The organism is Bordetella genomosp. 13 (assembly GCF_002119665.1).
In the GTDB taxonomy this organism is placed as follows: domain Bacteria; phylum Pseudomonadota; class Gammaproteobacteria; order Burkholderiales; family Burkholderiaceae_B; genus Bordetella.
Window position 1 is genome coordinate 5,138,622 of sequence record NZ_CP021111.1, and the last position, 14,221, is coordinate 5,152,842.

A 14,221-nucleotide genomic window follows, 5' to 3' on the forward strand; every position below is an offset into this window, starting at 1 on the left:
ACATGACGACTTCCTCTCCTTACGACACCGTCACCCAGCCCGACCGCGCCGCCATCGGCGCGCTGCGCGCCGACCTGCGCGAGTGGGTACGAACCACGCCCGTGCTGGACAAGCACGACTTCGATCCCATGCCCGGCACGCGGCTGAACTTCAAGTTCGAGCTGCTGCAGGCCAGCGGCACCTTCAAGGCGCGCGGCGCGTTCTCGAACCTGCTGGCGCTGGACGAGGCGCGGCGCCAGGCCGGCGTCACGTGCGTGTCGGCCGGCAATCATGCCGTGGCCGTGGCGTACGCGGCGATGCGGCTGGGCCTCTCGGCCAAGGTCGTCATGATCAAGACCGCCAGCCCCGCGCGCGTGGCGCTGTGCCGCCAGTACGGGGCCGAAGTGGTCATGGCCGACAACGGCCAGGCCGCCTTCGACGCGGTGCATCGCATCGAGGCCGAAGAAGGCCGCTACTTCGTGCACCCCTTCAACGGCTACCGCACGGTGCTGGGCACCGCCACGCTGGGCCAGGAATGGCTGGAACAGGCGGGCGACCTGGACGCGGTCATCGTGCCGATCGGCGGCGGCGGTCTGATCGCCGGCATCGCCACGGCGGTCAAGCTCATCGCTCCTGATTGCCAGGTCTACGGCGTCGAACCCGAGGGGGCGGACGCCATGCACCGCAGCTTCGAGGCCGGCGGGCCGATCAAGATGGGCCCGATGCAGAGCATCGCCGACAGCCTGATGGCGCCGCACACCGAGCAGTACGGCTACGACCTTTGCCGGCGCAACGTCGACCGGCTGGTGAAGGTTTCCGACGACGAGATCCGCGACTCGATGCGGCTGCTGTTCGACCAGCTGAAGCTGGCGGTGGAGCCGGCCTGCGCCACGGCCACGGCGGGCCTGGTCGGCCCGCTCAAGCGCGACCTGGCCGGCAAGCGCGTAGGCGTGCTGCTGTGCGGCACCAACACCGATCCGGCCACGGTGGCGCGGCACCTGGGCGCCTGAGCCGGGCGGCTGCGCGAACCGCGGCGGCAGGCGCGGCATGCCTGCGCGCGGTCTCGGCGGCCGCTTTGCGCGCGACCACCGCCCGTAGCCCGGCCGCGCCAGTCACGCTGGCTGCACGCGCGCATCGCGGATGACGCGCGCCCACTTGTCGATCTCGCTGTCGATGAACGCCGCGAACTTCTGCGGCGTATCGCCGCCGTCCTCGGCGCCATACGTGTCCATCTGCGCGATCACGTCGGGCATGCCCAGGACCTCGTTCAGGTCGCGATTGATGTCGCGCACCTTGCCGGCGTCCATGCCGCGCGGCCCCACCAGGCCATACCAGGTGCTGGCGTCGAAGCCGGGATAGCCCTGTTCGGCCACCGTGGGCACGTCCGGGAAACCCTTGGCCCGCTTGGCGCGCGTCTGCGCCAGCACCTTCACCTTGCCGGCCTTGCCCAGCGGCGTGGCAGAGGCCATGGTCTCGAAGCTGTAGTCGATCTGGCCTCCCAGCAGGTCGGTCACCATCGGGCCCGAACCGCGATACGGCACGTGCAGCGCATCGACCTTGGCCTGCAGCTTGAACATCTCCAGCGCCAGGTGCTGCGAAGAACCGACGCCCGCCGAACCGAAGCGCACGGCGCCTGGATTCTTGCGGCACAGCTCGGCCAGTTCAGCCACGTTGGCGGCCGGCCGCTGCGCATTGCCGATCAGCAGCAGCGGCGTCACCCCCACCAGCACCACGGGTGTGAAATCGCGCTTCACGTCGTACTCCAGCGCGGGGTACAGGCTGGGTGCGATCGCGTGATTGCTGATGTTGGTCATCAGGAGCGTGCTGCCGTCGGCGGGCTGCTTGGCCACGTACGAGGCGGCGATCACACTGGCCGCGCCCGCGCGGTTCTCCACCATCACGGGCGTTCCCCAGCGTTCGGCCAGCTTGGCGGCGAGCACGCGCGCCACGGCGTCCGTGCCGCCGCCGGGAGGAAAGCCCACGACGATCTTGATGGGGCCGCCGCGCGTCTGCGCGCGTACCAGCGGCGCTGCCGCCGAGGCCGCCATGGCGGCCAGGAAAGTACGTCTCTTCAACTTCGTCTCCTGTTGCGCGGGACTGGTCCGCGCCGTTCTTATGCATATCGCGGCCACGGTCCGTGCCACGATGCGACGCCGCCAGTCTACGGAGCGCCACGCTGCTCAACAACGGATAAATATTCACGCGCGACCCAAGAAAACTTCATGCACGCCGATCGCCGAGCGCGTGGGCGCATCGCGCGCCGCACAACGTGACGCATGCGGCGGAGGCATATACTCGCGGCATGAGGCGCGGCGGTCCGCGCCCATGACCCGACATGAAGAACCGGCCGCCCGTGTCGACAGGCGCGCGCCGGCTGCAGGAGACTCCCCCGATGGCACGCCAGATGCCCCCGCTCAATCCCCTACGCGCCTTCGAGGCCGCGGCGCGGCTGCTCAGCTTCACCCGCGCCGCCGAGGAGCTCTTCGTCACGCCCTCGGCCGTCAGCCACCAGGTCAAGGTATTGGAAGACACCCTGGGCGTACCGCTGTTCTCGCGGCTGGGCAAGTCGCTGGCGCTTACGCCGTCGGGCCGCGCGTATCTGCCCGAGGTGCAGCGGGCCTTCAAGCAGTTGGCCCAGGCCACTCAGCGCCTGCAGGCGGCCGAACTGCCCGTGCTGCGCATCAACGTGCCGCCGACCTTCGCCGTGAAGTGGCTGATCCCGCGCATGGCGCGCTTCATGACCTCGAACCCTTCCATCGACCTGAAGGTCTCGACCTCGGCCAAGATGGTGGACTTCGCGCGCGAAGACATCGACCTGGCGATCCGCTACGGACGCGGCCAGTACGCGGGCCTGCGCGCCGAGCGCTGCCTGTCGGTCGAGGTGTTTCCGGTATGCAGCCCCAAACTGATGCACGGGGCGCATCCGCTGCGCCGTCCGGAAGACCTGCGCCATCACACGCTGCTGCACGACGACAGCACCTATACCGATGCGAGCAACCCCGACTGGGCCATGTGGCTGCAGCATGCCGGCGTCACGGACGTGGACGCCGCGCGCGGCCCCTCGTTCTGGCCCAGCTACCTGGTGATCAATGCGGCGGTGGACGGACTGGGCGTGGCCTTGGCCAAGAAGAACTGGGTCACGCAAGAGCTGGCCGACGGGCGGCTCGTACGGCCCTTCGACACCAGTCTGCCGGTGGAATACGGGTACTACGTGGTCTACCCCGAAGAGCGCGCCGACGATCCCACCATCGCCACGTTCACCGAATGGATGCGCGCCGAAGTTGCGGCGGATGATGCGCAGGCGTAGCGGCGCCGGCGCGCCGCGTTCCTGACATCCTCGCTGCGTGGCCGGCCCGCGCATCGGTGGGCCGGCCCTCGCATCACGTCGTGCCGCGGGCGCCGAACGCGCCGCGCCGGCCCAGGGCCTCCAGCGCCGCGCCGTCCAGGCCGCACTCGGCCAGCACTTCGCGCGTATGCTCGCCCAGCAGCGGCGGGGCGCGGCGCACCTGCTGCGGCGTGCCGCTCAGCTTCACCGGAAAGCCCAACGCCTTGACGGGGCCTTCCACCGGATGGGTCATCTCCATCACCATGTCGCGGGCCCGGGCCTGTTCGCTGTCCAGGGCTTCGGCATAGTCCAGGATGGGCGCGGCCGGTATGCCCGCCGCCAGCAGCGCCTCCACCCATTCGGCCGCGGGCCGCGCCGCCAGGCTGGCCTCCAGCTCGGCCACCAGTTCGACGCGGTTGCGCAGGCGATCGACGTTGGTGGCAAAGCGCGCATCGTCGGCCAGATCGGGCCGTTGCACCACGCCGCACAGCGCCAGCCACAGCTTCTGGTTGGCCGCTCCCAGCACGAAGTACCGGTCCGCGGCGCGCAGCGCCTGGTACGGCGCGCTCATGCGGTTGGCGCTGCCGATGGGCGCCGGCAGCTTGCCCGTGCCCCAGAATTCGGCCGTTTCCCAGATCGACAGGCCCAGCGCCGTCTCGAACAGCGAAGCGTCCACGTGCTGGCCCACACCGCTGTGCTGCCGGCCAAGCAGCGCGCTGAGGATGCCATACACGGCGAACAGCCCGGCGCCCAGATCGGCCACCGGCACGCTGGACTTCACCGGGTCGCCGTCGGGATGACCCATGACGCTCATCACCCCCGTCATGGCCTGCGCGATCAGGTCGAAGCCGGGTCGTCCGGCCCAGGGGCCTGTCTGCCCAAAGCCCGAGATGCTCGCGTACACCAGCCGCGGATTGATCTCGCGCAGCGTCGGATAGTCGATCTTCAGCCGCGCCACCACGCCGGGCCGGTTGTTCTCGACCAGCACGTCGGCCGTCTTCACCAGCTCGTAGAAGGCCTCGCGGCCCGCGTCGGATTTCAGGTCGAGTTCGACACTGCGCTTGTTGCGGTTCAGCGCCAGGAAGCCGCCGCTGTCGGCCCCCTTCAGCTTGAAGCCCATGGCCGAGCGCGTCTGGTCGCCCACGCCGGGAGGCTCGACCTTGATGACGTCGGCGCCCATGTCGCCCAGCAACATGCAGCAGAACGGGCCGGCCATCACCTGGCTGACGTCCAACACCCGGATATTCGAAAGAGGCAGATTCATATGTGTGCTTCAGAGAGCTGCTGGAAACGTGTGGAACCGCGACGTGCCGGGCTCAGCGGCCCACGAACTCGGGGCGTGTCTTGTCCAGGAAGGCGCGATAGCCGATGCGGAAGTCCTCCGTGTCGAAGCACGCGTACGACTCCGACCATTCCTCGGCCGTCAGCGGCTCGGGCCTGGCCAGCCGCTGCGCGAAGCGCTTGTGCCAGCGCGCCACCAGCGGCGCGCCCTGGCAGATGCGGCGCGCGGCCGCATAGCTTTCCTCGGCCACCTGCGCATCGGCGACCACGCGGTTCACCAGGCGCTTGTCCAGCGCCTCGCGCGCGTCGAACACGCGTCCCTCCAGCACGATCTCCATCGCGATGGCGCTGCCCGTCAATGCGATGAGCCCACGCAGTTCGCCGTACGACATCACCAGCCCCAGCTTGTTCACCGGCACGCCGAAGCGGCTGGATGCGCCGCAGATGCGCATGTCGCACATCGACGCCATCTCCAATCCACCGCCGACGCAGGACCCCTCGATCAAGGCCAGCGTGGGATGGCGGCATTCGGCGATGGCCTGCATGGCGCGGTGCGTGACGGCGCCGTACTGCGCCGCCTGCTGCGCGTTCAGCCGACGCGTCGGAAACTCGCTGATGTCGGCGCCTGCCGAGAAGGCCTGGCCGCCCGCGCCGCGCAGCACCACGCAGCGCAATGCATCGTCGGCCGACAATTCCCCCATCACTTGGGCAAGCCGCTGCCATGCGGCGTAGTCCAGGGCGTTGCGCTGCTGCGGGCGGTTGAACGTCACGGTGGCGATGGGGCCGTCGACGGCGACCAGGATGGACTCTGAGGACATAAGCTGCGGCTCTTGGACATGGAAGATTCGGCGATCGCGACACGGCGCGACCGCAAGATGTCCGCAGATTCTAGGAGCCGCACCCGCGGCGGCATAACGAGAAACATTGGGGATGGTTTCAAGAAAAACTCGGGCTGCCATGCATGAATTTTTCTATGGATGGCTTCAAAGAAAAGTCCCTTGCCGCGCATGCGCGGGCTTCCTAGACTGCGCCCATCATGACCATCACCAGTATCGAAGACCTGCGCCTCATGGCGAAGCGGCGCGTGCCCCGCATGTTCTACGAGTACGCCGACTCGGGCTCGTGGACGGAATCCACTTATCGCGCCAATGAGCGCGACTTCGGCCAGATCCTGCTGCGCCAGCGCGTGGCGGTCGACCTGGCCCGGCGCGACACGCGCAGCACCATGGTCGGCCACGAGGTGGCCATGCCGGTGGCCATCGCCCCCACCGGCCTGACCGGCATGCAGCACGCCGATGGAGAGATTCTCGCGGCGCGCGCGGCCAAGCGCTTCGGCATCCCGTTCACCCTGTCCACCATGAGCATCTGCTCGATCGAGGACGTGGCCCAGGGTACCGACGGCCATCCCTTCTGGTTCCAGCTGTACGTGATGCGCGACCGCGCGTTCGTAGAACGCCTCATCGCCCGCGCCAAGGCCGCCAACTGTTCGGCGCTGGTGCTGACGCTGGACCTGCAGATCAGCGGGCAGCGCCACAAAGACCTGAAGAACGGCCTGTCCGCACCACCCCGCTTGACCTTGCGCAACCTGCTGAACGTGGCGACCAAGCCGCGATGGCTGCTGGGCATGGCGGGCACGCCGCGCCGCACGCTGGGCAACATCTTCGGCCACGTCACCGGCGTGGACGAGATGGGCTCGCTGTCGGAATGGACCGCGCGCCAGTTCGATCCCACGTTGAACTGGAACGACGTGCGCTGGATCAAGGAGAAATGGGGCGGCCCGTTGATCCTGAAGGGCATCCAGGACGTGGAGGACGCACGCCTGGCGGTCAACGCCGGCGCCGACGCCATCATCGTATCCAACCACGGCGGGCGCCAGCTGGACGGCGCCCCCTCGTCCATCACGGCGCTGCCGGCCATCGTCGATGCGGTCGGCTCGCGCATCGAAGTGCACATGGACGGCGGCGTGCGATCCGGCCAGGACGTGCTCAAGGCCGTGGCGCTGGGCGCGCGCGGCACCTACATCGGGCGCGCCATGCTGTATGGCCTGGGCGCGGGCGGCGAGGAAGGCGTCATGCAGGCCCTGCGCATCCTGCACAAAGAGCTGGACCTGACCATGGCCTTCTGCGGCCGCACCTCCATCGCCGACGTGGACCGCGGCATACTGCTGCGCGCCGTGCCCAGCCTCGAGCCCTACCTGCCAGGCGCGGCCGCCGCCGTGCCGGTTGCAGCCGCCGCGGAGTAATAGTCGGCCAGGGCCTGGATCTCTTCCGGCGTCAGCCGCTGCGCGAACGCCCGCATCACGCCCACGTCGTCGTTGGCGCGCTGCCCGCCGCGGAATGCGTTCATCTGGTCCACGAAGTATCCCTTCGGCTGGCCGGCCAGCCGCGGCAGCAGCGCGCCTTCTCCGCTGCCCTGCAGGCCGTGGCAGTTCGCACAGGCCGGCAGCGCGCGGCCGTTGTCGCCCTGCACGTCGAGCATGCGCGCCGCCTGCGGGCCGGTGGTGGCCTGCAGCGCCGGCTTCGGCAGCGAGCCGTAGTAGCGCGCCAGGTTGCCGATCTCTTCGGGCGCCAGGCCCTTGGCGATCGTGCTCATCAGCGGATGGCTGCGCTTGCCGCTTTGGTAATCCGTCAGCTGCTTGGCGAGGTAGTCGGGGCTCTGGCCCGCCAGATGCGGAAAACTCGAACCGGCCGGCGACATGCCCTGCTGGCCGTGACACGCCACGCAGGCCTGCACGCCGTCCGCCGGGCGGCCCGCGCTGGCCAGCTGCTGGCCCAGCTTGGCATCGGCCTTGTCCAGGGCGGGTTGCCAGCTCGGCTTGAAGGCCGTGAAATCGACCGCGCTGCGCCCGGGCTCGGGCTGCGAAGGACGCGGGGGCGACTGGCTCCCGCTGGCGGGCGGCGCGGCCGGATCGCCACCCCTGCCGGGCACCGCCTGGCTGGCGGGCACGCCGGGCTGCCCCTGCTGGTTCTGCGCGGCGCCGCCGGCCGCCACGGCCTGCACCTGCGACGCCGGCACCTCGGTGCCGCGGATCAGGCTGTCGCGGCCGGTGTTCTGCATCTGCAGCCACGTGGCGACCAGGGTGACCGTGGGCAGCGCCACGGCCAGCCCCACCACGAGCCATGCGCCCTTCGCGGAGTTGCTCATCACGTCACCAACGGTCCCGGCGAACGCAGGTAGTCCGCCTTGATCTTGTCCACGATCCAATAGGCCGTGGCGCCCACCGTCGCGGTCGGGTTGTAGTTGGAGTTCTGCGGGAACAGCGCCGCCCCGGTCACGAACACGTTGGGCACGTCCCACACCTGCCCGTACCGGTTCACCACGCTGGTCTGCGGATCGTCGCCCATGATGGCGCCGCCGGTCAGATGCGTGGACTGGTACGCCGTGGCCGAGAACGGCCGTTTGCGCGGCCCGGGCTCGGTGGCCACTACCCCGCGCATCGCACGGCCGATCTCGTCACCCTTGGCGGTAAGAAATGCCGACAGCCGGATGTCGTTGTCCGGAAAGTCATACGTCACGCGCAGCAGCGGCAGACCCCACGCGTCCTTGTAGGTCGGGTCCAGGCTGAGATACGCGCCGCGCGTGGGCTGCGCCGATCCCGTGATCGTGATCGACGCGGAGTGGTTGTAGTAGCGCTTGACCGCCTTCTTCCACTCCGAGCCCCACGAGGGGGTGCCCTTGGGCGTGGGGTGATAGCCGATGGGCGCGCCGCTGACCACCTGGATCTGCAGGTATCCGCCGCCCACGAACTTGTGCGGTCCGTGATCGAAGTTGTCGGCGCTGAAGTCGTCCATCGTCACCGCCACCGCGCCGGCGCCCATGAACGGATTGATGTTGATCGACTCTTCGAAGAACAGGTTCACGCCCGAGGTTGTCTGGTGCGTGTAGTTACGCCCCACCACGCCCGTGTTGGTCTCGGGATCGTAGGGCTTGCCGATGCCCGACAGCAGCAGCAGCCTTACGTTGTTGATGCCGAACGCGCACAGGAACACCGTATCGGCCGGCTGGAACACCTCCTTGCCCGCGGCGTCCACATACGTCACGCCCCGCGCGCGCTTCTTGTCCTCGGTCAGCTCCACTCGCAGCACGTGCGCGCCGGTGCGGATCTCGAAGTTTTCCATCTTCAGCGCCACCGGCAGGATGCAGACCTGCGGCGATGCTTTGGCGAAGTGCTCGCAGCCGAAGTTCGAACAGAAGCCGCAGTACACGCAGGCGCTCATGTGCAGCCCTTCGGTGTTCACATACGGCCGCGTGCATAAGGCCGAGGGCTGCACGTACGGGTGATATCCCAGCTTGCGCGCGGCCTCGCCGAACAGCGCGGGCGCGTAGGGCACCTTCATCGGAGGGTTGGGATACGGCCGTGAACGCCATGGCTCGAAGGGGTTGCCGCCCTCCTGCTTCTGGCCCTTGATGTTGCCCGCCTGCCCCGACGCGCCGATCAGGTAGTCGAAGCGGTCGAAGTACGGTTCCAGTTCGTCGTAGCTCAGCGGCCAGTCCTGGCTGGTCAGGTCATCGTCGATGAAGCCCTTGCCATAGCGCTCTTCGTAGTGGCTGCGCAGATTGAAATCGGTGGGATCGAAGCGGTAGTACGCGCCCGACCAGTGATTGCCCGCTCCGCCCAGGTGCGTGCCCGGATACGCGAACTGCCAGCGGCGCATCGGCAGCGCCTTCTGCTTCGTGTTGTTGCGGAAGGTGTAGGTCTCGGTGGCGGCGTTCTGGTGCAGCGCGTGGCGGCGCGTGTACTTCAGCTCGTCGTGCACGTTCGGGCCCTGGAAGTCCGGCGAGGGCCAGCGCGCCTCGCCGCGCTCCAGCACCACCACGCGCTGGCCGGCCGCGGCCAGCTCCTTGCCGATGATGGAGCCCGTCCAACCGCCACCGATGATGGCCACGTCGACCTTGGGCAGGTTCTCAGCCATGCGCGGCCTCCTGTGAGAGCGTGGCGGCAGCGTGCTGCGGCCCGGCGCCGAAGCGGCGCGCAGGCTCGGGCGGCTGCAGCGAAGACTGCGGCTTGCCCGGCGCCTGGGGCGGCGGCGATGCAGGCTGAGAAGACGGTTGGGATTGCGCCGGATCGTGCGCGCCGTGGTCCATCTGGTGCGGCTTCGCCATCGCGATGGACACCGGCTGCCCGGCCCAGATCACGCCGTGGCGCTCGATGTCGGTGGAAAAACTCGCGTACGCGCCGGGAAAGCCCACCAGCTTCCAGCCCACCATGTCGACGTTGCCGCCATACTGCGGATCCGAGAAGAAGCCTTCCACGGCGCCGTCCATCAGGGCCTGGAAGAAGATGTCGGAAGGCAGCGGCGAGAAGTCCGCCTTGCCGGACTGCATCAGGCGCAGCCACTCGTCCTGCGTGCCTTCGTCCAGCTCGGCGAACGGCTTGCCGTCCTGCTTGCGGGTCGCCGCGTCCAGCTCGGCCAGGCCGCGGCGGAACATCTCGGCGGGCGTGAACGAGAGCTGATAGCCCTGCTCGGCCGTGCCTTCCTCGAAGGGACCGGACCGATAGAACTGATCGCCGGCGCCCCACGCCCCGGCAAGCTGCTCGTCCAGAAAGGTCGTCACGCCGGCCTCTTTGGCGCCCGGGCCCAGGTCGTCGGCCGGAATCAGGCGCGCCACAATCGCGTCGATGGCCTCGGCTTCCTGCTTGTTGAAGAACTTCAGCGTACGGTTGGCAGGCGTGGCGACAGTGCCGGTACGCGGACCCTGGGCGTCGTTGGCAGCGGCGGGCGGTTGCCCGGCCGCGGACGGATCCTGCCCGGGCGCCGCGGTCGGCGCGGCAGCCTGCTGCGCGGCAGCGGACTGTCCCCGCGCCAGCCAGGCGCCTGGCACCGCCAGCGTGATGGCCTTCAGCAAACCGCGTCGACCCTGTATGGACGGCTCATCCATGTGTGGACTCCAGATGCGGAGCCGCCATTGCGCCGGCCCCTGGTTTGCGAGCACGCGCAAACCCCGCGCGCCGCGAGGGCATGCCCCAGCAAGTCGCTTGCCCGGCGTGCAAGAAACCCGGCACGGCAATTGCGCGTCGAACGAGTCGACCCATCCACTGGAGGACACCATGGCTTCTTCATCGACCAGCAATCCGCCTCTCCTGCGCCATCGCTTCCTGCTGGCGGGCGCGGTGCTGCTTGCCGCCGGCGCCGGGACGGTCCAGGCGCAGCAGGGCACGGGCCAGCAGTCGAAACCTTCCGCCACGCAATCCGCCCCTGGCCAGCAAAGCAACACGGACGACGCCGTGAAGAAACCCCGAGATCAGAAGGCACCCGCCGATCGCGAAGCGCCGGCTGCGAAGCGCCAACCTGGCGGACAGGCCGGCGGCGACAGCGGCAGCGAAGGCCGCGACGCGAAGGGCAAGGAAGGAAGCACCGCCGGCTCGACCGGGCATGGCGGCATGCCAGGGTCGGGGGCGACGTCGGGGTCGGGCGGCAGCGCGGATCAAAGGCGCTGATACGCCCCCGGGGCCGGTTCGCGCTGCCCGCGCGACCAAAAGCAGCGGCGCAAGGGCGGACAGCGGGGAGAAAGTGCAAGACCGTGCAAAAAATCCCGGCGGCGGATTGGCTCGCGTGCGGCCAGAACCGGGCGACGGGATACGACCGGCGCTTGTAAGTCGCCCCGCTTCCTTTATTTCGGACGAGGGTCTTTCAGCCCGTCGTCAGGCTGGGTGATGCCGGCCCGCAACTGCGATACGCACTTCATCACCGCTCTCGCCACGTTGCGCACCTCTTCCTGGATCGCCCGATCCTCATCCAGTTCCGCATGGCTGGTGGCATAGGGCTTGTAGTAGCCGATATAGCGGTCCAGCCGCGCGGCGGCGCCGGCATCCACCAGCCCCATCCAGTCCAGCCAGTCCGACAGCGCGCGCCGCTGCCCCTCTATGCCCGCCACGTCGCCATGCACCACCAGCCCATAGGCCCGGCCGGCCAGGTGCTTGGGAAACGGCCAGCCGTCCATCTCGATCTTCTTGGCCTTCATCGCGTCCTTGCCCGAGGTCGACGTGGGATCGGGGTTGCCGCCATCCGCGCACACCAGCCGGTCGATCATCTGCTTCAAGGGGCTGGGCGACTGATACCAGTACGTCGGCGCGACGAGGATCACGCCGTGTGCCGCCACCCATTGCTCATAGATGCCGTTCATCGCATCGTTGACCTGGCCCAGCGAATGGTTGGGATAGCAGCTGCACGGCCAATGGCACAATGGCATCGCCGTGGAGACACAGCCCTTGCAGGGGTGGATGTGGAAGTCGTACTCCGAGGTCAAGCGACTGAGATCGAGCAAGTCGGCCTGCAGGCCCGCGGCGGCTACCTCTTCGCGCGCGAGCTGCGCCAACCGCCAGGTCTTCGAGACCTCGCCCGGACAGGTGCCGTCGTTGCGCGACGCACCGATGACGATCAATATGCGCGTAGCGGTGCCGGGATCACGCTGCATCTCGGCGGCATGCGCCAGGCGGTCATGCGCTTCCTTCCATTCCACCGCCAGGTCGTAATCCGGGTCAGCGAAGCCGGGGCCGGCTTTCACCGTGATCGGGGCCTTGCGGCTGTCCTGGTAGGCCTCCCATGCAATGGCTTCCAGCCGCCGCAGCGCGTCGCTTTCCACCTGGAAAGCGGGGTCGTGAAAGCGCTGCATGAAGCGTTGCTGGAAGACGTCGCGCGTCAGCTTGCCGGTGAACTGCCCGGTACGGACTTCTAGCTTGGATTCGGTCATGCAGGCTGCCCCGAGAGGTACGAGCCCGTAGTCCGCGCAAGCACCGTGCCCGCGCCTGTTTCCGCAGGAGAATGGCGGCGAGCGCCCAGGACGTAACAACGCCCCGGGTCAGCGCCGCTCGTAGTCGTCCTTGACGTTGCGGGTGATGTAAGTACACAGCCCTTCGCCGGCCCGGGCCAGCTGCTTCATGCGCTCCACGTGATCCGAGCCCGCACTGGCGTAGCTGTAGGTATACGGCGCGGGGGCGTCTTCGAACCAGACTTTGATGAAGTCGCGCCCCGCCTTGAATCCGATCACGCCGGAATTTCCGCTTTTATCGGCATATCGCTCCATAGCTTCCGTTCCCTTGCCCTGATGCTCGATGGCTGCTGCGGCAATCCATCGAGCAAATCGCGGGCCTGGGAAACGTGACTACGCCGATCAGGACCCTTCCGGCTTGACGCCAGCCTCGGCCAACAGCTTGCGCCAGCGCGCCACCTCATCGGCCAGCAACTGCGCCGATCCCTTCGTCGAGCGATGTCCCGCCTCAGGCACCGTCAGGCCCATCTGCGCATACCGCTCCCGCATGCCGGCATCAGCCAGCACACGATTCAGCGCACCATTCAACTTGTCGACGATCTCCGTCGGCACGCCCTTGGGCACCAGCACCATGTTCCAGATGTCGTAGCGCAATCCGGAATACGCCGTTTCGCCGGCGGCGGGCACGTCGGGCAACACGCCCACCCGCTTGTCGCCCAGCACAGCCAGCCCCTTTATCTTCTTCGATGCGATGGAACTGACCGCGGTGCTGCTGCTTTCAATCGTGTAGTCGATATGGCCAGCCATGACATCGGCCGTCGCCTGCGCGGCGCCCCGATAGTGCACGGGCGGCACCTTCGTTCCCAGCGCGGCGTTCAACAGCACACCGCCCAGGAAAGACCCCGAGCCCACGCCCGCCGTACCGAAATTCATCGTCGACGCGTTGGCCTTGGCATACGCCGCGAATTCATCCAGGGTCGAGGCCGGAAAATCGCTGCGTACCGACAGCACTTGCGGCGCATCGCCCACCGACGCCACAGCCGTGAAATCCTTCAGCACGTCATACGGCAGATTCCTGTACAGCGACGCGTTGGCGGCAAGCGTGCCCACATTCCCCAGCAACAAGGTGTACCCGTCCGCGGTCGACCGAGCGGCGCGCGACTGGCCTACCGATCCGCCCGCGCCCGGCACGTTCTCGACCACGATGGGCTGCTTCAGCTCTTTGGACAGCCCTTCGGCAACGGTACGGGCCAGCACATCGGTCGCGCCGCCGGCCGTGAAAGGAACCAGCAAGGTCAACGGCCTGGTGGGGTAGTCCTGGGCTGCAGCCGCCGACGCTGCCAGCAAGCCGACCGTGACCAAGCAGGCGCGCGCAGCGCGGCGCAGCGCCGGGCGGCGCAGAAATACTGTATTCATGGTTTTGTCTCCTCGAGATTTTGTTATGCCATCGACGCGGCGAACGCCGCGCACGGCCTTACCGGCCACGTTATTTGCCGGCCTTCGCGCGTTCGTCCAGCACTTCCTTGGCCACGCGGAAGCCGTCCACTGCGGCGGGCATGCCGCAATAGCAGGCCGCATGCAGCAGGATTTCCTGCAGCTCGGCGCGGGTCCAGCCGTTGTTGAGCGCGCCGTTCAGGTGCAACGCCAGTTCATGCCGGCGGCCCGTGGCGATCAGCACGCTGACCGTGACCAGGCTGCGGTGCTTCGCGCTCAAACCGGGACGGCCCCAGATCGAGCCCCACGCAAGACCGGTGACGGCTTCCTGCAGCGGCGCGAAGAAATCGTCTTCCTGCGCGCGGGCGATAGAGCGATCGACGTACTCGTCGCCCAACGTGGCGCGGCGGTTCTTGTGGCCCAGGGCCACGGTTTCGGGGGTAACGGGTTCGAACTTCGGTTCTGCCATGCGGTGCTCCTCGTTGGATGAAT

The 14,221-nt window shown here is 68.2% G+C and carries 14 protein-coding genes; 4 read left to right on the plus strand and 10 right to left on the minus strand.

From position 1 onward, the window contains the following. The first annotated feature begins 2 nt into the window (after window positions 1-2). The gene (locus CAL15_RS23210; protein ID WP_086080665.1) at window positions 3-989 is read left to right on the plus strand and encodes a threonine/serine dehydratase; all 987 of its coding nucleotides are present in this window, start codon (window positions 3-5) and stop codon (window positions 987-989) included. Between the two features lie 102 nt (window positions 990-1,091). Here the strand turns inward: CAL15_RS23210 and CAL15_RS23215 are convergent, their stop codons facing one another. Continuing rightward, the gene (locus CAL15_RS23215) at window positions 1,092-2,054 is read right to left on the minus strand and encodes a Bug family tripartite tricarboxylate transporter substrate binding protein (protein ID WP_232468064.1); all 963 of its coding nucleotides are present in this window, start codon (window positions 2,052-2,054) and stop codon (window positions 1,092-1,094) included. Window positions 2,055-2,371: 317 nt separating this feature from the next. Here CAL15_RS23215 and CAL15_RS23220 point away from each other — a divergent pair, with 317 nt between their 5' ends. Further along, window positions 2,372-3,286: a transcriptional regulator GcvA gene (locus tag CAL15_RS23220; RefSeq protein WP_086080667.1), complete on the plus strand. Its 915-nt coding sequence runs from the start codon at window positions 2,372-2,374 to the stop codon at window positions 3,284-3,286. Between the two features lie 73 nt (window positions 3,287-3,359). On the opposite strand, the gene CAL15_RS23225 is transcribed toward CAL15_RS23220, so the two are convergent. Continuing rightward, window positions 3,360-4,568 (minus strand): CaiB/BaiF CoA transferase family protein, encoded by a 1,209-nt coding sequence (locus CAL15_RS23225; protein ID WP_086080668.1) that lies wholly within the window; start codon window positions 4,566-4,568, stop codon window positions 3,360-3,362. 52 nt (window positions 4,569-4,620) lie between these two features. Beyond that, window positions 4,621-5,403 carry an enoyl-CoA hydratase/isomerase family protein gene (locus CAL15_RS23230; protein WP_086080669.1) on the minus strand — a complete coding sequence of 261 codons (783 nt, stop codon included), beginning with the start codon at window positions 5,401-5,403 and terminating at the stop codon, window positions 4,621-4,623. A gap of 215 nt (window positions 5,404-5,618) precedes the next feature. Between CAL15_RS23230 and CAL15_RS23235 the strand changes: the two genes are divergently transcribed. Continuing rightward, window positions 5,619-6,827, plus strand: coding sequence for an alpha-hydroxy acid oxidase (locus CAL15_RS23235; protein WP_086080670.1), 1,209 nt, complete (start codon window positions 5,619-5,621; stop codon window positions 6,825-6,827). Here CAL15_RS23235 and CAL15_RS23240 read toward each other — a convergent pair. From CAL15_RS23240 to CAL15_RS23250, 3 genes are read right to left on the minus strand one after another with little or no spacing between them, the layout of a single operon-like run. Next, window positions 6,776-7,729, minus strand: coding sequence for a c-type cytochrome (locus CAL15_RS23240; RefSeq protein ID WP_086080671.1), 954 nt, complete (start codon window positions 7,727-7,729; stop codon window positions 6,776-6,778). The genes CAL15_RS23235 and CAL15_RS23240 overlap by 52 nt on opposite strands. After that, entirely contained in the window at window positions 7,729-9,498 is a 1,770-nt protein-coding gene (locus CAL15_RS23245) for a GMC family oxidoreductase (protein WP_086080672.1), read from the minus strand. The genes CAL15_RS23240 and CAL15_RS23245 overlap by 1 nt, the downstream gene beginning before the upstream one ends. Continuing rightward, complete coding sequence (locus CAL15_RS23250) at window positions 9,491-10,465, minus strand: gluconate 2-dehydrogenase subunit 3 family protein (protein WP_086080673.1); 975 nt, start codon at window positions 10,463-10,465, stop codon at window positions 9,491-9,493. The genes CAL15_RS23245 and CAL15_RS23250 overlap by 8 nt, the downstream gene beginning before the upstream one ends. Before the next feature lie 169 nt (window positions 10,466-10,634). Here CAL15_RS23250 and CAL15_RS23255 point away from each other — a divergent pair, with 169 nt between their 5' ends. After that, entirely contained in the window at window positions 10,635-11,024 is a 390-nt protein-coding gene (locus CAL15_RS23255) for a hypothetical protein (RefSeq protein WP_086080674.1), read from the plus strand. A 173-nt stretch (window positions 11,025-11,197) separates the two neighbouring features. Here the strand turns inward: CAL15_RS23255 and CAL15_RS23260 are convergent, their stop codons facing one another. The 4 genes from CAL15_RS23260 to CAL15_RS23275 form a co-directional block, all read right to left on the minus strand. Next, a complete protein-coding gene (locus CAL15_RS23260) occupies window positions 11,198-12,277 on the minus strand; it encodes a flavodoxin family protein (RefSeq protein ID WP_086080675.1) in 1,080 nt (359 codons plus the stop codon). A gap of 108 nt (window positions 12,278-12,385) precedes the next feature. Further along, window positions 12,386-12,574 carry a hypothetical protein gene (locus tag CAL15_RS23265; protein ID WP_232468065.1) on the minus strand — a complete coding sequence of 63 codons (189 nt, stop codon included), beginning with the start codon at window positions 12,572-12,574 and terminating at the stop codon, window positions 12,386-12,388. 123 nt (window positions 12,575-12,697) lie between these two features. Then, window positions 12,698-13,780: a Bug family tripartite tricarboxylate transporter substrate binding protein gene (locus CAL15_RS23270; protein WP_232468066.1), complete on the minus strand. Its 1,083-nt coding sequence runs from the start codon at window positions 13,778-13,780 to the stop codon at window positions 12,698-12,700. A 1-nt stretch (window position 13,781) separates the two neighbouring features. Then, entirely contained in the window at window positions 13,782-14,198 is a 417-nt protein-coding gene (locus CAL15_RS23275; RefSeq protein ID WP_086080678.1) for a carboxymuconolactone decarboxylase family protein, read from the minus strand. Window positions 14,199-14,221: the final 23 nt, after the last annotated feature.